Raw genomic sequence first — 25,766 nt, forward strand, 5'->3', positions numbered from 1 at the left:
CCGGCCCATGAAGACGGACCATCGGCCAGCTGGTACACTTTTGGTCAAGTTGTCTATTGGCTGGAAGGCTTCCGTCATGTGTGAACTCCTGGGTATGAGCGCCAATACCCCTACCGATCTCTGTTTCAGTTTTACCGAACTAACCCGTCGCGGTGGCGACACTGGGCCGCACAAGGATGGCTGGGGCGTGGCCTTCTATGAAGGCAAGGGTGTACAGGCGTTTCATGAGAGCCGGGCCAGTGCCCAGTCGGACATTGCACGTATGGTGCAAACCCACCCGATCAAAAGCGAGATTGCCATTTGCCACATACGCCAGGCGAATGTCGGAGAGGTCTGCCTGGCCAACACCCATCCGTTTCAGCGCGAACTCTGGGGCCGCTACTGGACCTTCGCGCACAATGGCCAGGTCAACCAGTTCGATCCGCGCCCGGGTTTTTACGAACCGGTGGGAACCACCGACAGCGAGGCTCTGTTCTGCGATCTGATGAACGCCATCCGCTCTTCGCTGGACCGAGATGTGGACCTGAAAACCCTTACCCGGTTTCTGGTAAAGCACAGCGATGCCTATGCCAAGCAAGGTATATTTAACCTGCTGCTCAGTAATGGCGATTGGCTGTTCACCTACTGCACCACGAAAATGGCAGCCATTACCCGGCGCTCCCCCTTTGGCCCCGCCCGCCTGCAGGACGCCGACTTAACGGTCGATTTCGGCACCGTCACCACACCCTCCGACGTGGTCAGCGTGATCGTCACCGAACCCTTGACAGTAGATGAACGCTGGGAGCGGTATGAGCCTCATGAGTGGCGGATGTGGCGCAAGGGCGAAGTGGTTGAACGCGGCAAGCAGATCACGCCCGCCGATTCTCCAGCTTGAATACCCGGTCGAGCGATAACGCACCGGGCCCAACGGCAAACACACCAAACAAGACCACAAACCACCAGGCAGCCGGGTTCCACCAGTGACCCCAGGTTGGGAATACGGCCAGTTGGATAAACAGCGTCATCACAATCAACCCAAGCGCAGCCGGTCGAGTCAGCAGACCCACGATCAGTAATACGGGTAATACCACCTCTGCAATACCAGCAAGTAAAGCCAGCGATTCGATCAGCGTGACGGTCAGTGACCCGCTCTGGTAATCGAGTGTTACCGGATCACACAGCAGCAAGGCACCGGGTCGAACCGGATCGGGGCAGAAGAACTCATAGAGAAACAAATCGTATTTGGTCTCGTTAAAGTCAAACCAGCCATGCCATTTCGACAGGCCTGACTGCAAAAAGACACGCGCCACCAGCAGCCGCATCAATAACAAACCCAGGGGCTCCAGGTAGGTCGACAGCAGCCGGGTGCCACGTTGATACCCTTGCTGAACCTGCACTGCAATGCTCATCGTTTTAGTCTCCCGCTATCAGTAACCCGGATTCAATAAGCCGGGCGAAATAGTGTTCCAGGGTTATCGGCAGATCATGATCGTTTGTCGCTGCCGGCAGGAAATATTCAGCCGCTTCTTCCAGGCTATCGGTAGCCTGAAAATACAGGTAAAAACGCGCTTCCCAGGCGTCGAGCGGGCGGCTGAGCACAGTCATATCCGGGCGCCAGAGCAAGACATGCCCGGACTCCGGCCGGGTCGGTACGACTGCATTGTGCTCACCCTGTCGAATGGCCAGCCAGACATCAAACACCGGCCAACTCAGCGCTACCACACGCGCATTGCGCGGCAGGCGCAATGTCACCGGAAGCCCGCCGCCAGACTGAATACGCCGGTTCAATTGCAGCGCTGTCAGGGGGCTTTCATCCAGTCCAAACAGGCAATCGAGCCAGGCACCGTCGAGCCGCGCCAGATCAACCAAGCCCGGGTTTGTTCGTGAGATGTCTTCAGTAGAAAGCCAGTCCGGAAAGTCGGCGCCATAACCGGTCAGGGTTCGCTGCCTGGGCGGCGACGCTTGCACATAAGCACTACAGGCTGTGCGAAACTCGACCTCTCCCATCGCCGACGCGACGGCCGGAAAGCGAGCCTCCAGCGCTTCCCGGCAGGCACGCAAATAGCCATTGCGATACAGGATGGCGATCTGTTCGGGCTGCGGTCCGGAAAATACCTGATGCAATCCATTCGCCTGGCCATTCAGCACAAAATCACTCAACCCGCGATAAGGATCATGCATAATCAGGCTCCCTGAGGCGGTCGAGCATCCGTTGTGCTCTGAGCACTTCCTGCTCAAGTACCGAAAACTCCGGAAGGTTGGCATCACGCTCAATCAGTACGGGTTTGGCCCCGAGATGCGCCAGCGCATAGTCGAGTAACGACCAGACCGGATCAGCCACGGCAGAAGCATGGCTGTCGATCAACAAGCGGCTGCCAAACTGCGGATCGGCATCAAACCCCGCAATATGAAGCTCCCCGACTTTTTCCGGTGGCAGTGCATTGATATAAGCCTTGGGGTCAATGCCAATGTTGTGCGCTGAAAGATACAGATTATTGATGTCCAGCAAGAGCCCACAACCGGTTCGGTTTGACACGTCCAACAGAAAATCCGCTTCGTCCATATCGCTGTGAACCGTCAGATAATTGGTTGGATTCTCAATCAGAATGGTTCGACCCATGGCAGATTGATAGGCATCTACACCGGCGACCAGGTTAGACAATACCGACTGAGTTCGGGGCAGTGGCAACAGTTCTGCGAGATAGGTTTGATCGATCGAAGACCAAACGGCATGCTCCGACAGCCGAACGGGTTGGATGTCATCAACCAGTTGGCGAATGGCTTTCAGGTGATCGGCGTCTGGTAAATCCGGACCACCGAGTGAAGCACCGACACCGTGGAAACTGATATCGCGATCAGCAGCAATTTGCCGCAAGCCGCGGCGTCGGGGTCCGCCCTGCATCAGGTAATTTTCCGGATGCACCTCAAACCAGATTCCGTGCGAGCGACTGGCCATCGCCTGCTCGAAATGCTGGGGTTTGAGGCTGACACCAGCAGCCGTGGCGTGGAAAGCAGGTATTGGTTCAGGAGCAGACATAGTAATGACCTGTAATATAGTAACCACCTGTAATGTTGAAACGCTGCAACGGACTAACCGGTCTGTTCCGGTCAGCCCGCTTAAAGACGCTCAGGGTATATTACGATCCAGAGCAGACAATGCGGCTTCACCATCGGGCGTTACAATGTATTCACAGGTACCGCGTGGTACATAAGTCCAGGAATTACCCTGATAATCCAGAGTAGCTGTCCCCTCGCAGCTGGTGCCCGGACCGGCGGCACAATCATTTTCTCCCGCCAGTGCGATGCCAAAACATTTGTCATTCCGGCCAGCAACCCGCTCGCCGGCCATCCATTTTTGAAAGTTCTCCTGAACGTTCGCCGGTGCGTTTGATTCAATCGACAACCCATCATTCGGCTTCGCCATTGAATGGCCAGACATAGCCATAACTGAACCGGCAAGCAGTGCGGTGGTAATAGAAGTTGAATATTTCATTGGTCTTTCCCCCTGGCTGTTTTATCAATACCCGTCGTTCGGGTTAGTCGGACGGCAACCGAGCCAAAAGTGACATCGGGTTCTCGTACTGTTCAGTCGTGCACAGGAGGAATTCATTACAATGGTCCGAAAAAATTACTCGGATTATTTGAAGCATAATGTCACTGGCCGCCTATTTGCTGCGGCGACGAATCTCTCCGGCGCTGATCGAAAACTGGTGTTTGAACGCTCTGGAAAAAGCCGCTTCCGACTGATACCCCACGGTCAAAGCCGTCGACATGACCGAGTCGCCTTTCATCAGCAACAGCCACGCCAGTTGCATGCGCCACCAGCGCTGATACTCGTTCCAGGTCTTCCCGCTGACGCGTTTGAACAAGCGCGCATAACTTGCCCTGCTGACATGAGCCTGGGTAGCAATCTCTGCAAGTGTCCAGGCCTGGTCGGGCGACTGATGAAAGGCATACAGGGCCGGTCCGAGCACCGGGTGCAAGTAGGCTGCAAACACATCGGTCTGTGTCTGTTCCAGCGCCTGGCGGACCATCAGCATGAACACCACTTCACCCAAACGGTCGACAATCACGGCACCACCGGGGCCACTGACCAGGCTGTGGCGCAGCAACTCAGTCAGTACGGGCCTAACATCGCCAGCCTCGGTCGAATCGGCCCGTATGATCAGATAATCCGGCATGGTATCGAGCAAGGTGGTCGACGCTGCATGTTCAAACTGAATTTCAGCACAGAGCAGGCCAGTGCTTTCAGGCAAACGCGCGGCGGTAACCGGCTGCTGTTGCATATGGGCTGCAGAGGGTCGAACCGGTCGAAGCCGGTGCGGTAATTCCCGTGGAAACAAAACAATATCACCGGCTTCCAGCAACTCCTGTTGGCCATTAACCTCAAGGTTGCACTGACCAAAGGTAACCAGATGGAAGCAGGTTTGACCAATACGGTGTTCAGTCAGCACCCAGTCACCACAGACTTGCTGATTGTGGTAAACGGTGCAACTGAGCTGAAGCAGTCGGAAATAATCGTCAAACGGAGACATTTGATACGCCTAAGCATCTTATTTATACAAAATGCACTGTATCAGATCAAATGACGACTTAGTATAGGCAGTACATTCACAACAGGAGACACCACTGTGTTTACTGAACATACTGAACAAACCGCACCGGAGGCCAGTGCCCGGTTATTGAAAGGCGTGAAAGAGAAAATGGGCTTTGTGCCGGCATTGTACAGCTACATCGCCGAATCGCCGACGGCCATCCAGGCTTATAATGAGCTCAACTCGCTACTGGGAGATTCGAGCCTGGCGCCGCAACAGGTGCAGATCGCCCTGCTCGCGACCAGTGTCGAAAACAAGTGCCGCTTCTGTGTGGCCGCACACAGTGCCGGCAGCACTAAAGCCAAGGTCGACCCGGCGATAATAGAAGCGGTCAGGGCCGGCAAAAAACCAGCAGACGATACCTTTGCCGCCCTGGTTACCTTCACCCAAACACTGGTTCGTGAACGCGGCTGGGCAAGCGATGCCGATGTTCAGGCCTTTATCGACGCCGGATTCAGCAAGGCTGCCGTATTCGATGTACTTACCGCCGTCGCTCTGAAAACCCTGTCGAACTACAGCAACCATTTGACACAACCAGCCCTTAATCCGGAGCTGGAATCCTTTGCCTGGGCACCACCGTCTGCGTCATAAGATGACGGCCATCATGCCAAGGGTGGTCCTATCTGGTGCGAGTTGATCGCTTGCATCAATTCGCGCTTTCTAATACCTGACTATTGCTCGACGGCTTTTTTACGCAACACGAGAAAACAGTCTATGCTTCGAACTGTGGGGGCACATCAGTCGGATGGACGTATGGATATTAATCGGGAGCGGCTATTCAACTCGCTAAAAATCGCCCTGTTCGTAGGGACATTGTTGAATCTGATTAACCAAGGTGATGTCCTGTGGGGAGATGGCACAGTCAGCATTCCTCATCTGATGATGAACTACGCCGTGCCATTTTGCCTGGCCTGGTACAGCGCCTGGAAAAACCACCGCTCCCGCTTGAAAGAACCACATCAATCCATATGATCAGTCCGGTGTTCCATCACCTTTCGGGCCAGTGTTCGCCTGGTCTTCCTGCCCGTCCCTTTCCTTAGCGTATCGGCGCGCAATCTGGCTAATATCATGTATCTGGGCATTGAAATTACTGCATCCATCACACATAAGAGTATGTATTTTTATGGATGCCCGCTCGCGCAACGACAGATCTCGTTCGCAACCATCCGACATTAACCGGGTAGCTTGTTCACAATTCATCATGGCGATACTTCCTCACAAAACCAGTGCTCTTCAAGACAGCGGCGCAGGCGTAACCGAGCCCTGTGTAACAATACATGCAGGTTGCTAACGCTGATATCAACCGACTGACAAATCTCATCACTGTCGAGTTCAATAAACTCACGCATCATAAACACCCTGCCCTGTGCCGGTGGCAGGTTTTCCAGGCAAGCCTCAAAAACGCGCCAGAAATGAGCGTCGTCTATCGCCTCAACCGGTTGCGCCCAGCGATTGGGGCGATCTTCCTGGTGCCAGAAGCCCCGGGTGTCGAACACCGATGGGAGGGCTTCGTCATCGGCTAAATCCGACTGCTTTTCCACATCCACCCAGCGCTGCCGGTAGCGCAACAGATCTGTAATCTTGTGTTTAAGAATGGCGAACACCCAAGTCTTCAATGCGGCCTTTCGCTCAAACGACGCCACGTTCTTCAGAGCACCTACCAGTGCCTCCTGTACCGCATCTTCGGCCTGGGCCTCATTATCGAGTTGCAGAACAGCAAATTTGAGCATTTGCCGGCGCAAGTCTTCGAGAAAGACGGGGTCGGTTAAGTGGTTCGCGGCTGACTGATCAACCGGCGTCTCCCCGGGCAGCACAGACTCTCCCATTGGTCGGTTCCCTGATGTTTTTGGTGTTTTTGCCTGTAACCGGCCGGGCGACGAACGGTTCAGGGTTCAGACAGCAAAGACTACAAGGATGATGTGACTTTGTCGTACGACCGACACTTTCCTTACAGTTTGCTGCTAAAAAATAGACGCTTTTGTCAGCCAGTGGCTAATGGTGCAGGTCCAGCCGTCGGACGATGGCCTTCCACAGCTCACTGAGATCTCTGGCAACCGGGTGCTCAGGATGACTGTCGGTTACAGCACGTTTGTTCACGGCCATCTGCTCCATCAGCGTCGTCGACCGCACCCAGCCCAGCGGCGGTGAATCCTGCCCGGCGGCGAATGTCTTCAGGCACTGGCGATGCAACGCCAGGCGCTGATTAACGCGATTAAAGAAGGGGGCAATTCTATTCGGGTCTGTCTTAATGTCGCGGGTAAAGTCGGCCAGATCGGCATAACTTTGCAAACACAGCGGCGTCGGGGTCAGTGGCACCAGCACCAGGTTGGCGGCGCGGTAAGCCTGTTCGGTGACGGTATTGATGCCCGGCGGGCAATCGAGCAACACCAAATCAAACTGCGATTTGAGCGATCTAAGCAGCTGTTTTAAGTGTTTGTCGGAGACGGCGTCGCTCATCAGGCGGTCGAGTTTTCGCAACCCCTTGCGCGCCGGAAGAATGAAAACACCGTCATAGGGGGTGGCTTCGATGAACTGATTCCAGTCGATTTGATCATTGAGCCAGTCTTTGGCGCGCAATTTGGGCGCATTGCCCTGGCCGAGCAGAAAGGTAGCTGACCCCTGTGCATCGAGATCAATGACCAGGGTCTCAAAACCATAGGTCATGGCTTCATGAGCCAGATTCAGCGTGATCGAAGTCTTTCCCACCCCGCCCTTTTGGCTGTGAACCGCAACAACCTTCATAGCTCTGGCTCCTGAACACCGAACCCTGATTACACCACGATAACCCCAAAGGCTCCAGAGTAAGCCGAAGTCGACAGATATCCGTAGATAAGGCGAAGGCTTTAATGGAACCCGGAATGTCACTAACACTGAAGCAGGCCCGACAGCACAGCACCCGCTTTCACTTGGCAGAAGTGGAAGCATTAATGGGCACTTTTTACCAGATTCACCTGTTCGACAATAAACGCGGGCACCTGCTGACTGACGACACAGGTCGGCCGGTTCAGCTGAAGTCACTGCCCGGCGTGCGCAGCCTGCTGCAACAATTACCGCTGGATCAGGCAGAACTGGTTCACCGGTCGGCGTTTGGCGAAATGATCGGCCTGGACGACACCGACAACACCCTGCGTGTGCCGCTGCGCCTGCACCAAACCGACAACCCGGAGGCCGATGTATGACACCCACCCAAACCCTGCTGTTCTGGTCTCTCGGTGGCCTGCTGTTTTTCTGGGCAGGAGCCCTGTTGCTGTTTATCAACCCAAGCTGGGTTGAGGTGTACATCAGTTTCAGTGCCCTGATTCTAAGCTTTCTGTCCGGCAGCCTATGGGTGCAGAGTGCCAGTCAGGATACCCGGCGGAATCGGCGCACACTCAATCTCACCATGGGCTACTTTCTGCTGGCCTGGCTGGCTCTGTTTCTACCAGCGGCCATCGCTCTGGTGTTACTGGGCATTGCCTACCCGGTACTCTGGTGGCAGGAAAAAGACCGTTTTTTCTCTCTCTACACCCCCGACTACCGGCGGCTACGTACCCTGTTAAGCTGGGGTGTTGCAGCCAGTCATGTGCCCGCGGCGGCGGCCCTGGTTGGAGTGGCATCATGAAACTGATCATCGGTGCCAGCGGCGGGGTCGGCCAGGGCCTGTTAACGGCCTGGGAGCAGAGCCAGCGGGTAGCAACCTACCATCAACACCACCCTGCAGAACCAGCAGGCCAGAGCCACCTGCGCTGGCTGCCCTGCAATGTGCTGCAGCCGGGCTGGGCTGATGACCTGCTTGATGCCGTGGGGCCCGACCTGCCCGAGACCATTGTGCTCTGTACCGGCCTACTGCACGATGCGGATCATCAGCCGGAGAAAAGCATCACCCGCTTCGACCGCGACTGGTTTGCCCGCTCTGTCGCCACCAACACCCAACCCTTTGGCGAACTGGCCGCTACCGTCACAACCCGCGCCCGGCGAGATCAGGCTGTCACCCTGGCGGTGATATCAGCCAAGGTAGGGTCCATCAGCGACAACAAGCTCGGCGGCTGGTACAGCTACCGGGCCAGTAAAGCAGCCCTCAACATGCTGGTTCGCACCACTGCCATCGAATGGCGCCACCGCTTGCCGCAAAGCACCCTCCTGAGCCTCCACCCCGGCACCACCGATTCAAGGCTGTCGGCTCCGTTTCAAAAACGCCTGCCCGAAGGCCAACTGCACAGCCCGGATTACACCGGGCAGCGGCTTGCTCAGCTGATCGACAACGCCCAGCCTAAGGACAGTGGAGATTTTTTAAGCTGGGATGGAAGTTTACTACCTTGGTAATGGTGCAACGTCGTGCTGACCGGTCTTTACGGTATAACCAAGCAACCAGCCAAGTGACAGCGACTGGGTAGGCCTCTCCAGGGTAGTGTGCACCATGGATGCTGCAGTCTAGGCCCCATGGATGGGTTGAGTGGGCGGCATCCCGCCCGACCCTGGAGAGGCATACCCAGTTGCTGTCACGGATTACTGGCACCAGACCACTTCGGGAAAAACTCGCCACCGAACCTGTAATTTTGTTACATTCTGCTGAGTGAACTCTCTTCTATTGCCCGGCTCACTGGCTTAATTCATGTTACGAACCCGGTGAGCTGGAGCCTGTATAGGTTGTGCAGCCATGATTAAAAAAATCGGAGTGTTAACCAGCGGTGGCGACGCGCCTGGCATGAACGCGGCCATCAGGGCCGTGGTCCGCAATGCCATCGTTAAGGATCTGGAGGTTTATGGCATTCGGGATGGGTATCTGGGCCTGCATCTCGACCGGATCAAACCGCTGAAACGCCAGGACGTGTCAGACATGATCAATCGAGGCGGCACCTTTCTGGGGTCAGCCCGCTTTCCGGAATTCAAGGAAGAATCGGTTCGGCGTGAGTGCATCGACAACCTGCGCAAGCATGACATCGACGCTCTGGTTGTGATCGGCGGCGATGGTTCCTACATGGGCGCCAAGCGACTGACTGAAATGGGTTTCCCCTGCGTTGGTCTGCCCGGAACAATCGACAACGACGTCGCTGGAACCGACTACACCATTGGTTTTCACACGGCGCTGAACACCGTGCTCGACGCCATCGACCGGTTGCGCGATACCTGCTCGTCGCACAATCGCATATCCATTGTCGAAATCATGGGCCGGTACTGCGGTGACCTGACTATTATGGCGTCTATCGGGGGTGGGGCTGAATACACCATTGTGCCCGAAAAAGGCTTTGACGAGGCATCGCTGATCAAGACCGTTGCCAACAACGTCATCACCGGCAAGAAGCACTCCATCATCGCCATCACCGAGCATGTGACCGACGTCAGTGCTCTGGCCAAGCGCATCGAAGCGCGAACCGGTCTCGAAACCCGGGCTACCATATTGGGGCATATTCAGCGCGGCGGCGTCCCCTGCGCGTTCGACCGGGTTATGGCCAGCCAAATGGGCGCCTACGCAGTAGAGTTACTGATGGAGGGTCACGGCGGCCGTTGCGTGGGGCTGCAAAGCAACCGGCTGGTGCATCATGACATCATCGATGCCATTGAAAACATGCCCCGCCCGTTCAAACAGGACCTGTACGACCTGACCAAATTGCTGGCCTGATAGGCTCTCCCGGGGGAAGGTATCCACCCGGGGTTGACTCATGCGGGGTTGGTTAATCGAGCGTGGTGATAATGCGGGAATAGCGGGCTATGTAGCGTCGCGCTTCGTCCACCAGCAGACGACCATCGATACCTTGCGTCGAGACGTCTTCGATCCAGCGTTGCACGACCTGCTCGCTGAGGTCTTCGAAGGCGTAGATCTCATCGACCGGCAACTTGGTTAGATTCTCATATTGAACCATCCGGCCAGGCACCTCCAGATCATCCCAGGCGAGACCCATCTCCTTCACGAAATCAATGCCGATGTTGTCGTCGATGACCTGCTGCAAGTCGGCAGGCAGGGCATCGAACTGGCTTTGATTCATCAGAAACAGGAACACCGAGGTGCCGAAGCGGCTGCCGTCTGACCCTATTGTCGAATGGCCCACCAGCCCTTCAAGACCGATTGAGGAAAACACCTCGAACGGAATCAGAGCGCCATCGATACTGCCATCGGCCAGGGCATCCCGAATGCGGGGCGCGGGCATGGCAGCCTGCTCGGCCTGCCAGGCATCGATCAACCAGCCACCGGTGCGGGAAGGGGTACGAATGGTCAAACCGCGCAAATCAGAGGGTTCGGTCACATTCTGATTGGCCATCTGAATCGCATTGCCGGCGTGCACGTGCACCAGCAGTGGCTTCAGCCCCTGATAGTCGGCCTCAATCAGATCAAAATTGGCAAAAATGGCCCGGTTGGTGGCATAGGCGCTGCGAAAATGCACCGCAGGCAGCTCAAAGACTTCGGTACGGGGAAAGCGGCCCGGTGTATAACCGGCCAGCGTCCACACCATGTCCACTTCACCGGATTCAACCTGATTCACCAGCGTTGGGGGTGCGCCGCCCAGCGACATTGCCGGGTGAATGCTGATATCGATGCGGCCGTTGCTTTGCTCGCGAATTCGCTCGGCCCAGGGCTCCAGCAGGACTTTCTGAGCCGGTGAATCCGGGCCTAAAAAGTGATGCAACCGAAACTGGAACTCCTCCGCCTGAGCCGTGCTGACCAGGCTGACCAGACCGGTTACGACCAGGCAGATCAGAGGCAGGCGTTTAACCGGCTTCACAGCTAACCGGTGGTTGCTATCCTTCATAGTATGAACGCTCCTTACAGCAGACGGGCCATCAACAGCCCGGGCTGAAGCATGACTCTGTCGTATTCGTTATTGTTTGAGCTGACCAGTGCCAGCCAGGCGCAGCCCGGATGACGACAGATTCAGATAAAAGGGTGGGCATGAGACATCGGCCAACTGATCCGAGTCTCCACCTCTCTGGAGGTTACCGTGACGTTTAACAGGGTACGACGAGCCCACTCATGGACGCAGCGTTCCATAGCAGAATCGAGAGGTAGATCACACTATCTACCCATGTTCATCAATAGAAACCGCGTCTCCTGACAAATCGGCATCTATTTGACGCGTTGAACCGCGAAAAACACCTGTGAAAAGTCAAATCACTGGCATTCGCACTCGCCTGACTGGATATTAAACCGGAGCGGTCGGGTTAGAAGATATCGGCCGGGTCCAGACCGAATAGTGATGGATCGCCGGGGTCGACACTCTCACCCTGCTCGTCTTCCGGGGTGACTTCGCCTTCAAAATCCGGATTGTCCTGGCGCACAATAATCTCTACCCGGCGGTTGGTAGCACGACCTTCCGGTGTATCGTTACTGGCAATGGGCTTGGTTGAACCGTGCCCGACGATGGTAAAGCGGTCTTCACTCATCTCCGGAGCGGCCCATAGGTATTCGGCAACCGATAAGGCCCGGGCGGAACTGAGTAACCAGTTACTGCGAAAGCGCGCAGTCGCTATGGGTATATCGTCGGTATGGCCTTCAATTGACAGGGTGCCGGGCACCGTCACCAGCAAATCCCGAACGCGGTCAAGAATGGGTAAGTATTCATCGGCAACGAAGTCGGTTCCCGCGCCGAACGACTGTTCGCGCACCCGAATTATGATCGTCTGATTAACCGTTTCGATATCGAGCATGCCGTCGGCAATGACATCAGCCAGGGCCTCGGCTATCCGCTCCGCCTGCTCTTCCACCTGGCGTTGTGCCTCGGCGTCCGACACCCTCACCTGGCGTGACTGCAAGCCGGATTCCCCTTCAGCCTCTTCCTGCATCAGGGTCGTATCCTGGCAAAGTACCTCCAGTGAGTCGCGCAAGTCATCAACGGTGTCCTGACGAATTACATTCAGGGGCGTCGGATCCGGGCGGCCCGGGCTGAATTCCTGGGCAATGATGCTGGTGCCCTTGGGCACTTCATTGAACTGCAGTTCGGCCTGAACACCAAACGCATTGCGCAAAGACCCGGCCAGGCGCTTGAATTTGAGCGCATCCATCTCCGAAAAGGACAGTAACAGCACGAAAAAGCACATCAACAGTGCCATCAGGTCAGAAAAAGTGGCCATCCAGGCTGGCAGCCCTTTCTTGCATTCGGGACAGTCGTCTTCGAATTCGTCGCTCATCAGATGACCACCGCCATGTCATTCAGCTCCGCGTTTGGATGTCGGCAGGTAACTCTTGAGCATGGACTCGATAATTCGCGGGTTTTGTCCTGCCTGAATGGACAGCAGCCCGTCAATGACCATCTTTTGAATGCGCTCCTCTTCCATCGCCCGGAATCGGAGTTTATCGGCGATGGGAATCGCGACCACCGTTGCCAGCAAGGATCCGTAAAGCGTTGTCAGCAAAGCCACCGCCATGGCAGGGCCAATGGCCTTCGGGTCATCCATATTAGCCAACATGGCCACCAGGCCGATTAGGGTCCCGATCATACCCATGGCGGGAGCGACATCACCCAGCGCGGTAAAAAAGCTTGTCCCTTCTTCGTGCCGTGCTGACGTCATCTTCATGTCTTTGCTGAGCAGTTGTTTGACCACTTCCGGGTCATGCCCGTCAACCAGCAACTGTATGCCTTTGGAGAGAAACTCATGGCTGGTTTCACGCCCCTCCAGTGACAACAGCCCACCCTTGCGAGCCGCGTCGGCCAGCTCAACCACTTCATCGATCATGTCGTCAGGCGTCACCAGCTTAAAGGAAAACGCTTTCCCCACGACACTTCCCACCCCGAGAAATTTCTCCAGGGTCAATTTGGACATGGCTACGAACGTTGAACCGACAAATACAATGAGTATGGAAGGTACGTTAACAAACATGCCCAAGTTGCCACCCAGCAACATCGACATCAAAACCATCGCAAAGGCCCCAATGAGGCCAATGATCATCGCTAAATCCACAGTGTAAGCTTCCCGGTCTGGTCCCGTTGAATCGTCTATCCTGTTATTCTAACAAGAGTCTAGCAAGAGTCTGGCAGAACAGCGTGCTCTATAGGCCTGTTGCAACTCCGGCTATCAAGGACGATCCGTCCATCTTAACCGGTATATCGGCAGGCCCGGTCATTGTTTGACTGTAAAACGCCCATTTCGGGAAAAGAATATCAGTAGAGTGTAAAGTATCGGCTGGTGCCAAATGGTTGACCCTTATGGCCTGCCTTCGTACCTTACGCGACCACCACAGCTCAGGACCCCGACATGACCGACCCTAAAACCGACACATTCGAAGCCAAAATGGGCCAGCTGGAGACGTTGGTCAGCCAACTGGAGTCCGGTGAACTGTCGCTGGACGATGCCATGAAAACCTTTGAACAGGGCATTAAGCTAACGAGAGAGTGCCAGTCTGCGCTCGACCAGGCAGAACAGACCGTGCAGGTACTGCTCGGCGAACCCGGTCAGGAACAGCTGTCCCCGTTAACCGATTCCGAGTGAGCCCAAGCCCCAATGACCTTTGCGTCTTTTCAGAACGATACCCGCCAGCGCCTTGAGCAGCACCTCACTCATCTGTTGCAACGGCCGGTCGCTAGCCGGCTGGCCGAGGCCATGCGTTATTCCCTGCTCGATGGCGGCAAGCGCCTACGCCCAACCCTGGTGCGTGCCGCCGCCGAAAGCCTGAGCGCCGAGCCCGACACCTGGCTGTATCCGGCCGCCGCATTGGAAATGATGCACGTCTACAGCCTCATTCACGATGATCTGCCCGCCATGGACGACGACGACCTGCGCCGTGGCAAGGCCACCAACCACCGGGCCTTCGACGAAGCCACCGCCATACTGGCCGGCGACGCCCTGCAAAGCCTGGCTTTTGAACACCTCAGCCAGGCACCGGGCCTGGACGCAAACACCCGCCTGGCCATGGTCGGTATTCTGGCCAGGCAGGCCGGACACGCCGGCATGGTAGGCGGCCAGATGCTGGATCTACAGGCCGAAGGGCAACAACTGGGGCTCGACGACCTGGCCCGTATTCACCGCCTTAAAACCGGCGCACTGATCGAATCGGCCCTGCACCTTGGTGCCCTGTGTACCAATGCCCCCCTGCCCGACGTTACCCGCGCAGCGTTAACCACCTTCGGCCAGGCTCTCGGCCTTGCGTTTCAAATCACCGACGACATACTTGATGTCACGGCCGATACCGCCACGCTGGGCAAACCTCAGGGCAGCGATGCGGCGCTGAACAAATCCACCTACGTGCAATTGCTCGGTCTCGACGGCGCCCGGCGTGAGGCCCAGCAGCACACCGACGCTGCCCTGGCCGCGCTCGACCAACTGGGTATCGACCCGGCATCTCCCCTGCGAGCACTGACGAACTATGTTCTAAACCGGAACCACTGATCGTGTTCCTTAATGACCGAACTTCCCGCAACGACCACTAGGGACGAACAGGGCTTTCCGTTACAATGCCGTGCCCGGCAGACACAGACCGGGACGACCCACACTATAACGATCATCACTGGTTCCGTTGCAGGGACAGGCTCGAAGGCAGGAAAGCGCATTTTCATGAAGGTTTTTACTCACATCCCCAAAACAAGACCGGTCACGCCCCTGCTCGATACCATCGACACGCCGGCAGACCTGCGTCTGCTAACGCTGGACGAACTGCCCCGCCTGGCGGATGAACTGCGCGAATTCCTGCTCTACAGCGTCGGCCAGACCGGGGGTCACTTTGGCGCCGGTCTGGGCGTCGTGGAACTGACCATCGCCCTGCACTATGTCTACGAAACACCCAACGCCTCACTGGTCTGGGACGTCGGCCACCAGGCCTACCCCCATAAAATACTGACCGGGCGGCGCGAGCGCATGCACAGCATCCGCCAGGCCGAGGGTCTGGCGGCCTTTCCAAAGCGCGATGAAAGCGACTATGACACCTTTGGCGTCGGCCATTCCAGCACGTCCATATCAGCGGCGCTGGGCATGTCGATCGCCGACCGGATGCTCGGCATACCGCGCCAGAGCGTTGCCGTCATCGGTGATGGCGCCCTGACCGCCGGCATGGCGTTCGAAGCCCTCAATCACGCCGGTCACGACGGCGCCGACATGTTGGTCGTGCTGAACGACAACGACATGTCGATCTCGGAAAACGTCGGCGCCCTGTCGAAAACCTTTTCCCGGGTCTTTTCCTCCAAGACTTACTCGCACATGCGCGAGAACAGCAAGAAGGTCTTGCAGAACCTGCCGCCCATCCTCGAATTCGCGCGCAAGGCCGAGGAACACGTTAAAGGCATGGTGTCGCCCGGCACCCTGTTTGAAGAGCTGGGGTTCAACTACGTCGGCCCGGTAGACGGCCACGACGTGATCGAACTGGTGCATACCCTGCGCAACCTGAAAACCTTCAACGGACCGCAATTTCTGCACGTGGCCACCCAAAAGGGCAAGGGGTTCACCCCGGCCGAGAACGAACCGATCAAATACCACGCCATCACCAAACTGGAAAAGAAAGACGTAGAGCCGGCCGCCAAACCCCCGGCAGGCCCCAAATACTCGAATGTCTTTGGCCAGTGGCTGTGCGACATGGCCAGCAGCGATGACCGCCTGATGGGCATCACCCCCGCCATGCGCGAGGGCTCAGACTTGGTCGCCTTCGCCGACCATTTCCCGGGCCGCTATTTCGACGTCGCCATCGCCGAACAGCATGCGGTCACCCTGGCCGCCGGCATGGCCTGCCAGGGTGCCAAGCCGGTCGTGGCCATCTATTCGACGTTTCTACAGCGCGCCTACGACCAACTGATTCACGACATCGCCATTCAGAACCTCGATGTCACCTTCGCCATCGACCGTGCCGGTTTGGTCGGTGAAGACGGCCCAACCCACGCCGGCAGCTTCGATCTGAGCTTTTTACGCTGCATTCCCAACCTGGTCATCATGGCGCCCAAAGATGAAAACGAATGCCGCCAGATGCTTAGCACCGCCTATCACCACCCCGGACCTGCCGCCGTGCGTTACCCCCGCGGCACCGGGCCTGGCGCTACCATCGAAACAGCGCTCACGGTATTGCCCCTGGGTGAAGCCGAAACACTGCGCCAGGGTAAAAAAGTCGCCATCCTGGCCTTCGGCAGTATGGTCGCCCCGGCCCAGGTTGCCGCCGACGCACTCGACGCCAGCCTGGTCAATATGCGTTTCATCAAACCTTTGGATACCGAGCGGGTTATGGACATGGCCCGTAGCCACGACCTCATCGTGACCGTAGAAGAAAATGCCATTTGCGGCGGCGCGGGCTCGGCTGTCACCGAATGCCTGCACCAGGCAGGCCTGACCACCCCGGTATTGCAACTGGGTTTGCCAGACACCTACATCGAACACGGCAAACCCCAGGATTTACTGGCCAGTGTCGGCCTTAATGCGCCAGGAATTCAGACAGCGATTGAGCGTCGATTAGCCGATATCTGACCCTCTGTCGCTACTTTGCATTCGGGGGTTGATTCTTCTGTTGTGCCAAAGGTTCGCGCTGGCCACTGGGTATGTTTATCCGGGTGGTGCGACACATCGCTCGGCGTAGATCCGTCAATGGCGGTCCGACGTCTCGGGCCTAGACCGCAGCATCCATGCTGCGGACTACCCCGGATAGGCATACCCAGCAACCAGCGCTGAGACTGTGGTAAAGTTCAATTTAGTAAAATCCTTTATGAGCTCAATCACTGTTTATCAGTAGGTAAATACCATGCCACAGACACTGGATTTCTGGCGCACTGTCATGCAGTCCAAGCCTGGCAGCCAGGAGGAAACCCCGTTCGGCGCTGATGCCCTGGTGTATAAAGTGGGTGGCAAGATGTTTGGATTGATCGGCATCGGCGACCGGTTCATCCTGAACCTGAAATGCGACCCTCAGGATGCCCTGATACTCAGAGAGGCTTTTACAGCGGTCACACCCGGCTATCATATGAACAAGCAACACTGGAACACGGTTGATCTGACCGCCGGTTTGGATCCGGACCTGATCAGCGAATGGATCGACGACTCCTACTTGCTTGTCGTTCGCTCCCTACCCAAAAAGCAGCAAGCCCAACTGCTGAGCCCGACTCAGCCGGAGACCAGGGATGAATAACCTAACGCTCGTGATCGCCAACAAAAACTACTCCAGCTGGTCGCTGCGCGCCTGGCTGCTGATGACACAGTTTAAAGTCAACTTTCAGGAAGTTCGCATTCCGCTCGACACGCCTGAAACACCGGCCCTGATGGACCAGCACAGTCCGAATCGCCGCGTGCCCGTGCTGAAAATCGGCAAGCTCAGCGTCTGGGATTCACTGGCCATTTGCGAAACCGTCAATGAACGGTTTCTGCAGGGCGCCGGCTGGCCATCCAACCCCGATTTGCGCGCCTTTGGCCGCTCGGCCTGTGCCGAGATGCACAGTTCATTTGCGGCGTTGCGTCATGCTATGCCGATGAACTGCCGCCGAGTGGTCAAAGGCTTCTCGCCAGACGCCGCCACCCGCGCCGATATTGACCGGATGCACACCCTGCTCAGCGATTGCCTGATGCAATCCGACGGGCCATTCCTGCTGGGTCGCTTCTCCATTGCCGACGCCTTCTTTGCGCCGGTCGCCATACGCCTGCGCGGTTATGGCATTGAATCGCCCGAGGCTGTCACCGCCTGGGTCGACCGGATGCTTGAGTTACCGTCACTGCAGGCCTGGCTCGATGCCGCCCGCGATGAAACCGAAACCATTGACGCCGAAGAAGTCCCTGATCAGGGCTGACGGAAACGGGAGTTCACCTGATGTCGAGTCTTGAACACACCATGCCTGACAACGCACCTGCCGTGCTGACCAACGAACAACTGAAACAATACCAGCAAGACGGTTTTCTGTTGCTGGAAGGCTGGGTACCGGATGACCTGAGACAGCAACTGATCGATCGAGCTTACCAACTGATCGAGCAGGCCGACCTGACCGAGCACAACCGGTTCTCCACCACCGATCGGGCGCAAATCAACAACGATTTCTTTCTGGAGTCGGCCGAAACCATTCGCTGCTTCTTTGAAGAAAAAGCCTTCGATGACACTGGCGAACTTACCCAGCCCCGCGCACAAAGCATCAACAAGATCGGTCATGCCCTGCACGATCTTGATGATGTGTATCAGGCTTTTGCCCGGCGTTCGGAATTCGGCGCCCTGGCACGCGACCTGGGCCTGCAGGCCCCGCACCTATACCAGACCATGGTGATTTTTAAACAGCCCCGCATCGGTGGCGAAGTCACCTGGCATCAGGATGCGACCTTCTTTTACACCGACCCCACCAGTGTCATCACCTACTGGTTTGCGCTGGAAGATGCCACCCTCGAGAACGGCTGTCTCTGGGTCGAGCCGGGCGGCCACACCGGCCCCTTGCGTGAGCGGTATTTCCGCGAGGACCGCGACCTGCGCATGGAATCGCTGGACGACACCCCCTGGCCCGATGACACCTCGGGCACGCCCATGCCCGTAAAGGCGGGCAGTTTGCTGGTGTTCCACGGTCACTTGCCGCACTACAGCGCCCCCAATCGCTCCGATAAATCCCGACTGGCCCTCACCTTTCACGTGGTCGATGGCCAAATCACCTATGCACCCGAAAACTGGTTGCAGCGCCCGACCCTGGGCACGTTTCCGCTGTAACCGCCGTAGAATGAGGAGTCGCTCGTGTTCGATGTAGCCACTACCCTGACCCAGCTCAGTACGGACGAAAAAGTCAGGTTACTGTGCGGAAAAGACGCCTGGCACCTGCACGGTATAGAGCGACTGGGCATTCCGGCTATAACGCTCACCGACGGCCCGCATGGCGTGCGGCTCAGTGAATCCCAGGCGCTGGATGATTCCGCCCTGCCCGCCACCGTGTTTCCGGTCGAGGCCGCCATGGCCGCCAGCTGGAACCCGGACTTACTGGAGCAGGTGGCTGCGGCCATTGGCGAAGAATGTCAGTCGATGGATGTGGGCATCTTGCTCGGCCCGGGCGTGAATGGAAAACGCACGCCTCTGGGCGGTCGCAACTTTGAATATTTTTCGGAAGACCCGTTTCTCTCGGGCGCCATGGCCAGCGCCTTTGTTCGCGGCATTCAGTCGCGCGGGGTAGGTGCCTGCCTGAAGCACTTTGCCGGCAATGAACAGGAAACCCGGCGTTTTCTGGTCAATGCCGAGATCGACGAACGCACCCTTCAGGAGCTCTATATAGAGCCCTTTGCCAAAGTCATTCGCGAGAATCCGCCGTGGACGATGATGGGCGCCTACAACGCCGTCAACGGCGTACATGCCTGTCAGTCGGCCGACTTGCTGCAACGCATCCTGCGCGACCAGCTAGGCTACGATGGCCTGGTGATGTCCGACTGGGTGGCGGTTAAAGACAAAGCCGCCTCCCACATCAACGGGCTCGATCTGGAAATGCCCGGCCCCGGTGAGCGCGATGCCGAGCTTCATGCCGCCCTGGCCGAGGACCTGCTCAGCGAAGCCGAACTCGACCAGCGGGTCACACGGGTACTGACGCTGATCAAACAGGTGTTGGACACCAACCGGACGGTAACCGTCGAATGGCCGGCCCACCACGAACTGGCCACGCAACTGGCGGTCGAGTCGATGGTGTTGCTGAAAAACGAAGCCGGCCAGCTACCCCTTAAGCCGCAACAGCGCATTGCCGTCATTGGCGACTTTGCCCGCCACCCGCGTTTTCAGGGCGGCGGCAGTTCGCACATGACGCCACACCAGCTCAGTACGGCTCTGGGCGCCATCGAACAACGTGCCGAGGTGATATTCGCCGAAGGGTACACCGAAACTCAGGTCACGCAGGAACAACTGGACGCCGCCGTCAGCGCCGCCACAGGGGCAGACCGCGTGGTTCTGCTCACCGGCACGACCGACTCGATGGAAAGCGAAGGCTTCGACCGTGCCGATATGAAACTGGCCCCGGACCACCTGATGCTGATCAGCGCCATCGCCGATGCCAACCCCAACGTCACCCTGGTGCTGCACACCGGCTCGGCCATCGAGACGCGACAGTTCGAACACCAGATACCGGCGATGCTGCAAGCCTGGCTCAGCGGGGAAGGCGGCGGTGAGGCGCTTGCCAGGGTATTGTTTGGCGAAGCCAACCCCAGCGGCAAGCTCAGTGAAACCTTTCCGGTACGGCTAGAGCACAACCCGACGTTTGAGACCTTTCCCGGCACCAAAGCCACGGTTGCCTATCAGGAAGGTCTGTTCACCGGTTACCGCTACTACGACACCAAAGCCCTGCCAGTGCAGTATCCCTTCGGTCACGGGCTCAGTTACAGTCAGTTCACCCTGGGGGATTTAACCTATCACGCCGATGCACGCCAGGTCAGTTTCAGCATCACCAACCAGGGGCCGGCCGAGGGTGCTGAGGTGGTGCAACTGTATATCCACGACGAAGCCAGCACGTACCGGCGGCCCGTGCACGAACTGAAGGCGTTCCGGAAAGTCAGGCTGGTTCCCGGAGAAAAACGAACGGTCGCCTTGCAGCTTGATGCTCATGCCTTTGCCTATTACGTGCCCCATCTGAACGGTTTCGCAGAAGAAAGCGGCCGGTTTGAATTGCGCCTGGGGTTTTCGTCAAGAGACATTCGCCAGACGCGCTGGGTGACCGTCGAATCAGACACAGATGTCCGGATACTGCCAACCCTGGGTGATACGGTTCAGGACTGGCTGTCAGACAGCCGCACGGCGCCCATTCTGCAAACCGAACTGGATCGTCTGAACTTTACCGCATCGCACCCGATGTACGGCATCGCACTCGGTTTCCCGATTCCCCAGCTCATTCAGTTTATTCCCCATATGGGGTACAGCGAAAACGATGCCAGAGACGTGCAGCGCTCGCTTGAACAGCAGTGGAGCCAGATCCAGGCGCTGGCCTGAACCCGGCCTTTAGACGGCTAATCAGCCTTCACGCCGGTAGGTTCCCACCAGCCGGTTCATGCCAATGATGTTGGGTTCTATTTTTTCCAGCAGCTGCCACAAGGTCAGGTCCGGTGCATACTGTTCGTTGCTGTCCAGCGCCAGTACCCAGAAATAATAACGGTGTGTTCCGTGCCCTTCCGGCGGCATCGGGCCACCGTAACCGGAATGGCCAAAATTGTTTTGCCCGGCCGTTCCCAGATCAGTGCCTGCTGACAGTTCGGTCAATGACCCCGGCAGGTTATAGAGCACCCAATGCACGAAACCGTAATTGCCATTGGATGACACCAGCGGTGCATCCGGATCGTGGCAAATAACCGCGAACGACTCGGTGCCTTCCGGTACCTTGTCCCAACTCAGCACGGGTGAGCGATCTTCCCCTTCACCGGTGCAGTCACGGGGAATCACGCCATCGGCTGGAAAATCAGAACTGCTTAGGGTCATGGGCGACAGGGCAAATGGCATGGGCAAACCTCCAAACGTTGACGTGAACAGAGACTGTCGTTTCTGCGCGGACCACTACACTGGCAAATCCTTGGGCCACAGGTCAATCAAACCTTGGTCGCAGAGCTAGGGAGTCTCTGAATAATTCCGCTAGTGATGATGCATGCGCACAGTATAGTCACACGGCAACTGCACCGTTACCTCAAGACCACCCTGCGGATGATCTCGCAAACTCAATTCACCACCATGACCGTGCACAATGCTTTGCGCTATACCGAGCCCAAGGCCCATACCACCGGCATTGCGCGCCTGGCCGTGCGCCAAACGGGTATAGGGTTTGAACAACTGCACGGGGTCCGTTGTACCCAGGCCCGGCCCGCTGTCTCTAATGCGCACAACGGCCTGCCCGTGCTCTATTGCCAGGCTGACGACAGCCTGGTCTCCATAAAAGACGGCATTGTCGATCAGATTGGTCAGGCAGCGCTTCAGCGCCAGGGGTTTGCCCATTACGTCAACCGGTTGTTTCTGTTGCACGATAACCCGGTGACCACCGAGTTGTTTTTCGCTGGCAATTTTGTTGATCAGTGTTCCCAGTTCAAGGGGTTTCGGGTCTTCGTGAATATCCGCATCGCGCACCGTTTGCAGGGCGCCCTTAACCATCAGATCCAGCTCTTCAAGATCTTCTTCCAGCGACAGCCGCAACGCCTCATCGTCAATCATTTCCGTCTGCAGCCGCAGCCGGGTGATGGGCGTGCGCAGGTCGTGCGAAATGGCGGCAAACAGCCGCTCACGGTCATCGAGGTAACGCTGAATGCGCAGTTCCATGGCCGAAAATGCCTCGGCGGTCGCGTCGAGCTCGCGCATGCCCGATTCAATCAGCGGTTCATGGGCTACGCCCCGGCCAAAGGAGTCGGCGGCGTCGGCCAGCCGCCGTAGCGGTCGGGTTTGCCAGCGAACAAACCAGAGGCCGAGTACGCCGACGGCCATCAACGTCACCCCCAGAGACCACCAGCGCTCGCGCGTGAGCACCCGGTTTTTATCGAGAATGTAGGGGTCGGGCAGCAGGGTGGCCAGGTATAACCAGTCGCCACTGGGCATGGGCACTTGCACCGTGAGAATGGGGGCCGGTTCCGGCTCAAGGATCAGGCTCTGGCGAATCCAGCGAATCGGGATGTCGGCAATCGGCACTTGCTGATCGTACACCCGAACTTCCTGCGGCAATGCCAGAGCCAAGTGAACACCACCCTGACCCAGGTCGGCACTGAGCTGGTCGTCAATGGCCGCCAGAAAGGCGTCCTTCAACGGCGCAGTGAAGGTGCTTTCACTGGCCAAACGGTGTTGATTGACGCTCATGAACAACCGGCTACCGCCTACTTCGCGTTGCTGGTCAATAACGATCGGACGCACGTTATCGGGCAGTGCCTGAAAGTAGCGAATGGTGGCCGCCAGGGTAATGGCCAGGTACTGGGCATTTTCCGACACCCGATTACGGCTGTCGCTGTCCAGCTGACCCGCCCAGATCAGACTGGTCATGATCTGGGCAACCCCGACGCCCGACAACATTACCAGCAACAGACGCGCGAACAGAGACCGGGGCAGCCAGCGCCGGGTCGGGTTCACGTTGAAACCTCCGGCTCCTGCGGCCGCTGGTTCAACCGTTCAACTTCAGCGGTAAACACGTAGCCCTGGTTGCGCACGGTTTGAATAAGCTGACCATTGCGTCCCGCATCACCCAGGCAGGTTCGTAACCGGCTGATCTGGACATCCAGATAACGATCGAGCGGGCCAAGGTCTCGCCCCCGGGTCGCTTTCATCAGAAAGCTGCGCGACAAGACATTACCGGCCTGGTCCAGAAACAGAGTCAGCATCTGATACTCCGCCGCTCCGAGCGTGATGGTGTGTCCCGTCGGCAGTTGCAAGGTGCGTTCGAGCGAGTCCAGCAGGTAGTGCCGAAACCGGTAAAAACGCCCGCCGTCACCGACTGACTGGGCCGGCTCGTAACGCCGGTGAATCGCCTTGATTCGCGCCAGCAACTCACGCGGGCTGAAAGGTTTGGCAATGTAATCGTCCGCGCCCATTTCAAGGCCGACCACGCGGTCGGTTTCTTCCGCATTGGCCGTCAGCATGATGATCGGCACATCGGACACAGCCCGAAGTTTCTGGCACACGCTGAACCCATCCTGTCCCGGCAGCATGATATCGAGCACAACCAGAGACACTTCCCGGCTTCGGGATTCGAACTCAGCCAGAAAAGTTTCGCCGTCGGCAGCGGCATAGACCTGATAATTGTTCTTTTCGAGATAGGTCTTCAGCAACTCACGAATCTTGTGGTCGTCATCCACCACGTAGATGTGTTTGGGTGTTTTCATTTCAATGCTCTCAGCGTCTGAGCCAGTTGAATTGCCGCCAACTCGGGCGTCATCCGCTCGTCGTTAAAGAAGCGATGCACAATCTCGAAAACGGCATCTTCCGACTCCGGAGACATGGCCATTGAATGGGCAATGCTGGGCGCCAGCATGCCGCTTTGACTGGCCTGGCCAAACACATGATGAGAAGCTCGCGAACAATCATCGAAGGCGGTTACCGGCAGGTCTTTTCGGGCCGGGATGGTCCCCTTGGCCAGGCTGAAATCGCGCTGTAAATCGGGAGACAACAGCGTATCGATAAAGGTTGGCATCGGCACCGCATTGGGTTCATCGAGAAACATCACAAAGGTGTCGATGCTGTACAGGTGTTGCTCATTGGTTCCGGGAACCGGCAGGCACAAGTAGTCCTCTCCCGGGACCAGGCCCCAGGCACTGAATTCGCCTTTAACCCAATCGCCCATAATCTGCACAGCAGCCTCCCCGTCGGCAACCAGTCGGCTGGCTTGCTGCCATTCGCGCTGATTGATGTGCGGGTCCATCAACGTTTTCAGTGTGCGCAATTGCTCAAAGGCGGCAACGACCGACGGATCGGTCAGGGCAGACTCATCCCGGTCGATAAAATACTGGCGGTAAAAGCTCGCGCCTGCCTGGCTCAGCAATACGATTTCGAACAGCGTAGCGTTCTGCCAGGGTTCGTTGCCATGTGCCAGGGGAATAATGCCCGCTGCACGCAATACCGGTGCTGACGATTCCAGCTGACTCCAGGTGGTCGGTAACGGAATGTCGAGACGTTCAAACACCGAAGGGTTCAGCCACATCCAGTTTATGCGATGAATGCTTAATGGAATGGCCACCGTCTGCCCCTGAACCCGAATCAATTCATTGACGACCGGATAAAACAGCGATGTATCGTCCAGTTGCGCATGATGCAGCGGGCTCAGAAAACCCAGCTGTGCCCAGTGCTGGATATCCGGCCCTATGATCTGGGCAGCCCCGGGTGGCGAGCGGTCGATCACCCGGGCTTTTAATACCGCCATGGCCGAATCACCCCCGCCACCGCGTACCGGGTAATCCACCCAGAGCAGGTTGCGGTCTGCCAGCCGCTCTTTAAGCACCGCCGCCGATTGCTGTTCACCGCTGGATGTCCACCAATGCAGCACTTCAAGGGATTGCATCGCGTAGGCGCAGGTCGGCATCGCGATCAAGGTTATCCACATCACAGCAGGCGCAAGAGTTACCCTGGGATCAGTCATCATTATTATTCTGTTCAAACCCAATCGAATCTTACCTTACTCTGCTGCCACGTTTTCTATCAAATTCTTACCGGCATCTTTCACACTCTGCCATTCGGACTGCATTGCAAGCTTAGGAAAGGACAGCTGTTTGCATACCTTTCGTAAAAACCCTCTGAAAATCAATTCGTTAGCCTGTGCCTGAAAACATTACGCGACAGTCGGAGGCGAGTTTCAGGTAAGACGCCCTTTCGTCATAAGGTCGTGTAACTGGATTCATTGCTCCAGCGAACCGCTCAATTCCAACAAGAAGAGGAAG

At 57.2% G+C, this 25,766-nt stretch carries 29 protein-coding genes; 14 read left to right on the plus strand and 15 right to left on the minus strand.

Translation table 11 applies throughout. The features are described from left to right. Positions 1-76 precede the first annotated feature (76 nt). The gene (locus ABJT94_RS03345) at positions 77-874 is read left to right on the plus strand and encodes a class II glutamine amidotransferase (protein WP_348474052.1); all 798 of its coding nucleotides are present in this window, start codon (positions 77-79) and stop codon (positions 872-874) included. Here ABJT94_RS03345 and ABJT94_RS03350 read toward each other — a convergent pair. The 5 genes from ABJT94_RS03350 to ABJT94_RS03370 form a co-directional block, all read right to left on the minus strand. Further along, positions 849-1,388, minus strand: coding sequence for a DoxX family protein (locus ABJT94_RS03350; RefSeq protein ID WP_348474051.1), 540 nt, complete (start codon positions 1,386-1,388; stop codon positions 849-851). The two genes, ABJT94_RS03345 and ABJT94_RS03350, sit on opposite strands and share 26 nt — an antisense overlap. Before the next feature lie 4 nt (positions 1,389-1,392). Then, positions 1,393-2,160: a DNA-binding domain-containing protein gene (locus tag ABJT94_RS03355; RefSeq protein WP_348474050.1), complete on the minus strand. Its 768-nt coding sequence runs from the start codon at positions 2,158-2,160 to the stop codon at positions 1,393-1,395. Next, entirely contained in the window at positions 2,153-3,016 is an 864-nt protein-coding gene (locus ABJT94_RS03360) for a DUF692 domain-containing protein (protein ID WP_348474049.1), read from the minus strand. Before ABJT94_RS03360 ends, ABJT94_RS03355 begins: the two co-directional genes overlap by 8 nt. Positions 3,017-3,106: 90 nt before the next feature. Further along, positions 3,107-3,472, minus strand: coding sequence for a DUF2282 domain-containing protein (locus tag ABJT94_RS03365; protein WP_348474048.1), 366 nt, complete (start codon positions 3,470-3,472; stop codon positions 3,107-3,109). Between the two features lie 172 nt (positions 3,473-3,644). After that, entirely contained in the window at positions 3,645-4,514 is an 870-nt protein-coding gene (locus tag ABJT94_RS03370) for an AraC family transcriptional regulator (RefSeq protein WP_348474047.1), read from the minus strand. A 96-nt stretch (positions 4,515-4,610) separates the two neighbouring features. Between ABJT94_RS03370 and ABJT94_RS03375 the strand changes: the two genes are divergently transcribed. After that, positions 4,611-5,165, plus strand: a complete 555-nt coding sequence (locus ABJT94_RS03375; protein WP_348474046.1) for a carboxymuconolactone decarboxylase family protein — start codon at positions 4,611-4,613, stop codon at positions 5,163-5,165. Positions 5,166-5,327: 162 nt separating this feature from the next. Then, a complete protein-coding gene (locus ABJT94_RS03380) occupies positions 5,328-5,546 on the plus strand; it encodes a hypothetical protein (protein WP_348474045.1) in 219 nt (72 codons plus the stop codon). Here the strand turns inward: ABJT94_RS03380 and ABJT94_RS03385 are convergent, their stop codons facing one another. The 3 genes from ABJT94_RS03385 to ABJT94_RS03395 all read right to left on the minus strand — a co-directional run bounded on the left by ABJT94_RS03385 (position 5,547) and on the right by ABJT94_RS03395 (position 7,316). Next, positions 5,547-5,777 (minus strand): zf-HC2 domain-containing protein, encoded by a 231-nt coding sequence (locus tag ABJT94_RS03385; protein ID WP_348485108.1) that lies wholly within the window; start codon positions 5,775-5,777, stop codon positions 5,547-5,549. It lies immediately after the preceding gene. Further along, entirely contained in the window at positions 5,774-6,400 is a 627-nt protein-coding gene (locus ABJT94_RS03390; protein WP_348474044.1) for an RNA polymerase factor sigma-70, read from the minus strand. The genes ABJT94_RS03385 and ABJT94_RS03390 overlap by 4 nt, the downstream gene beginning before the upstream one ends. Positions 6,401-6,566: 166 nt before the next feature. Further along, complete coding sequence (locus ABJT94_RS03395) at positions 6,567-7,316, minus strand: ParA family protein (RefSeq protein ID WP_348474043.1); 750 nt, start codon at positions 7,314-7,316, stop codon at positions 6,567-6,569. 116 nt (positions 7,317-7,432) lie between these two features. Between ABJT94_RS03395 and ABJT94_RS03400 the strand changes: the two genes are divergently transcribed. From ABJT94_RS03400 to pfkA, 4 genes are all read left to right on the plus strand, one after another. Further along, positions 7,433-7,753 carry a DUF6482 family protein gene (locus ABJT94_RS03400; protein ID WP_348474042.1) on the plus strand — a complete coding sequence of 107 codons (321 nt, stop codon included), beginning with the start codon at positions 7,433-7,435 and terminating at the stop codon, positions 7,751-7,753. Then, entirely contained in the window at positions 7,750-8,175 is a 426-nt protein-coding gene (locus tag ABJT94_RS03405; RefSeq protein ID WP_348474041.1) for a DUF3429 family protein, read from the plus strand. Before ABJT94_RS03400 ends, ABJT94_RS03405 begins: the two co-directional genes overlap by 4 nt. Next, positions 8,172-8,876, plus strand: coding sequence for an SDR family NAD(P)-dependent oxidoreductase (locus ABJT94_RS03410; RefSeq protein ID WP_348474040.1), 705 nt, complete (start codon positions 8,172-8,174; stop codon positions 8,874-8,876). The genes ABJT94_RS03405 and ABJT94_RS03410 overlap by 4 nt, the downstream gene beginning before the upstream one ends. 334 nt (positions 8,877-9,210) lie before the next feature. Beyond that, positions 9,211-10,173, plus strand: coding sequence for a 6-phosphofructokinase (gene pfkA / locus ABJT94_RS03415; protein ID WP_213677035.1), 963 nt, complete (start codon positions 9,211-9,213; stop codon positions 10,171-10,173). A gap of 52 nt (positions 10,174-10,225) precedes the next feature. Here pfkA and ABJT94_RS03420 read toward each other — a convergent pair whose 3' ends face one another. The 3 genes from ABJT94_RS03420 to pomA form a co-directional block, all read right to left on the minus strand. Continuing rightward, complete coding sequence (locus ABJT94_RS03420; protein ID WP_348474039.1) at positions 10,226-11,299, minus strand: TRAP transporter substrate-binding protein; 1,074 nt, start codon at positions 11,297-11,299, stop codon at positions 10,226-10,228. 409 nt (positions 11,300-11,708) lie between these two features. Next, positions 11,709-12,674 carry a flagellar motor protein MotB gene (locus tag ABJT94_RS03425; RefSeq protein WP_348474038.1) on the minus strand — a complete coding sequence of 322 codons (966 nt, stop codon included), beginning with the start codon at positions 12,672-12,674 and terminating at the stop codon, positions 11,709-11,711. Positions 12,675-12,692: 18 nt separating this feature from the next. After that, entirely contained in the window at positions 12,693-13,445 is a 753-nt protein-coding gene (gene pomA, locus ABJT94_RS03430; RefSeq protein ID WP_127560640.1) for a flagellar motor protein PomA, read from the minus strand. Between the two features lie 294 nt (positions 13,446-13,739). Between pomA and ABJT94_RS03435 the strand changes: the two genes are divergently transcribed. The 7 genes from ABJT94_RS03435 (at position 13,740) to ABJT94_RS03465 (ending at position 21,366) form a co-directional block, all read left to right on the plus strand. Further along, positions 13,740-13,973, plus strand: a complete 234-nt coding sequence (locus ABJT94_RS03435) for an exodeoxyribonuclease VII small subunit (protein ID WP_127560638.1) — start codon at positions 13,740-13,742, stop codon at positions 13,971-13,973. A gap of 12 nt (positions 13,974-13,985) precedes the next feature. Then, on the plus strand, positions 13,986-14,870 hold the full coding sequence (locus ABJT94_RS03440; protein ID WP_348474037.1) for a polyprenyl synthetase family protein: 885 nt from the start codon (positions 13,986-13,988) through the stop codon (positions 14,868-14,870). 165 nt (positions 14,871-15,035) lie between these two features. Next, on the plus strand, positions 15,036-16,922 hold the full coding sequence (gene dxs, locus ABJT94_RS03445; RefSeq protein WP_348474036.1) for a 1-deoxy-D-xylulose-5-phosphate synthase: 1,887 nt from the start codon (positions 15,036-15,038) through the stop codon (positions 16,920-16,922). Positions 16,923-17,193: 271 nt separating this feature from the next. Beyond that, complete coding sequence (locus ABJT94_RS03450) at positions 17,194-17,577, plus strand: MmcQ/YjbR family DNA-binding protein (protein ID WP_348474035.1); 384 nt, start codon at positions 17,194-17,196, stop codon at positions 17,575-17,577. Next, the gene (locus ABJT94_RS03455) at positions 17,570-18,229 is read left to right on the plus strand and encodes a glutathione S-transferase family protein (RefSeq protein ID WP_348474034.1); all 660 of its coding nucleotides are present in this window, start codon (positions 17,570-17,572) and stop codon (positions 18,227-18,229) included. Before ABJT94_RS03450 ends, ABJT94_RS03455 begins: the two co-directional genes overlap by 8 nt. A gap of 20 nt (positions 18,230-18,249) precedes the next feature. Beyond that, positions 18,250-19,122, plus strand: a complete 873-nt coding sequence (locus tag ABJT94_RS03460) for a phytanoyl-CoA dioxygenase family protein (protein WP_348474033.1) — start codon at positions 18,250-18,252, stop codon at positions 19,120-19,122. A gap of 24 nt (positions 19,123-19,146) precedes the next feature. Then, entirely contained in the window at positions 19,147-21,366 is a 2,220-nt protein-coding gene (locus tag ABJT94_RS03465; protein ID WP_348474032.1) for a glycoside hydrolase family 3 C-terminal domain-containing protein, read from the plus strand. A gap of 21 nt (positions 21,367-21,387) precedes the next feature. On the opposite strand, the gene ABJT94_RS03470 is transcribed toward ABJT94_RS03465, so the two are convergent. From ABJT94_RS03470 to ABJT94_RS03485, 4 genes are all read right to left on the minus strand, one after another. Continuing rightward, positions 21,388-21,870, minus strand: a complete 483-nt coding sequence (locus ABJT94_RS03470) for a YbhB/YbcL family Raf kinase inhibitor-like protein (RefSeq protein WP_348474031.1) — start codon at positions 21,868-21,870, stop codon at positions 21,388-21,390. A gap of 129 nt (positions 21,871-21,999) precedes the next feature. Further along, on the minus strand, positions 22,000-23,469 hold the full coding sequence (locus tag ABJT94_RS03475) for an ATP-binding protein (protein ID WP_348474030.1): 1,470 nt from the start codon (positions 23,467-23,469) through the stop codon (positions 22,000-22,002). Next, positions 23,466-24,218, minus strand: coding sequence for a response regulator transcription factor (locus ABJT94_RS03480; protein WP_348474029.1), 753 nt, complete (start codon positions 24,216-24,218; stop codon positions 23,466-23,468). Before ABJT94_RS03480 ends, ABJT94_RS03475 begins: the two co-directional genes overlap by 4 nt. Beyond that, positions 24,215-25,432 carry an ABC transporter substrate-binding protein gene (locus ABJT94_RS03485; protein ID WP_348474087.1) on the minus strand — a complete coding sequence of 406 codons (1,218 nt, stop codon included), beginning with the start codon at positions 25,430-25,432 and terminating at the stop codon, positions 24,215-24,217. The genes ABJT94_RS03480 and ABJT94_RS03485 overlap by 4 nt, the downstream gene beginning before the upstream one ends. Positions 25,433-25,766: the final 334 nt, after the last annotated feature.

It is taken from the genome of Saccharospirillum sp., assembly GCF_039982735.1.
In the GTDB taxonomy this organism is placed as follows: domain Bacteria; phylum Pseudomonadota; class Gammaproteobacteria; order Pseudomonadales; family Natronospirillaceae; genus Saccharospirillum.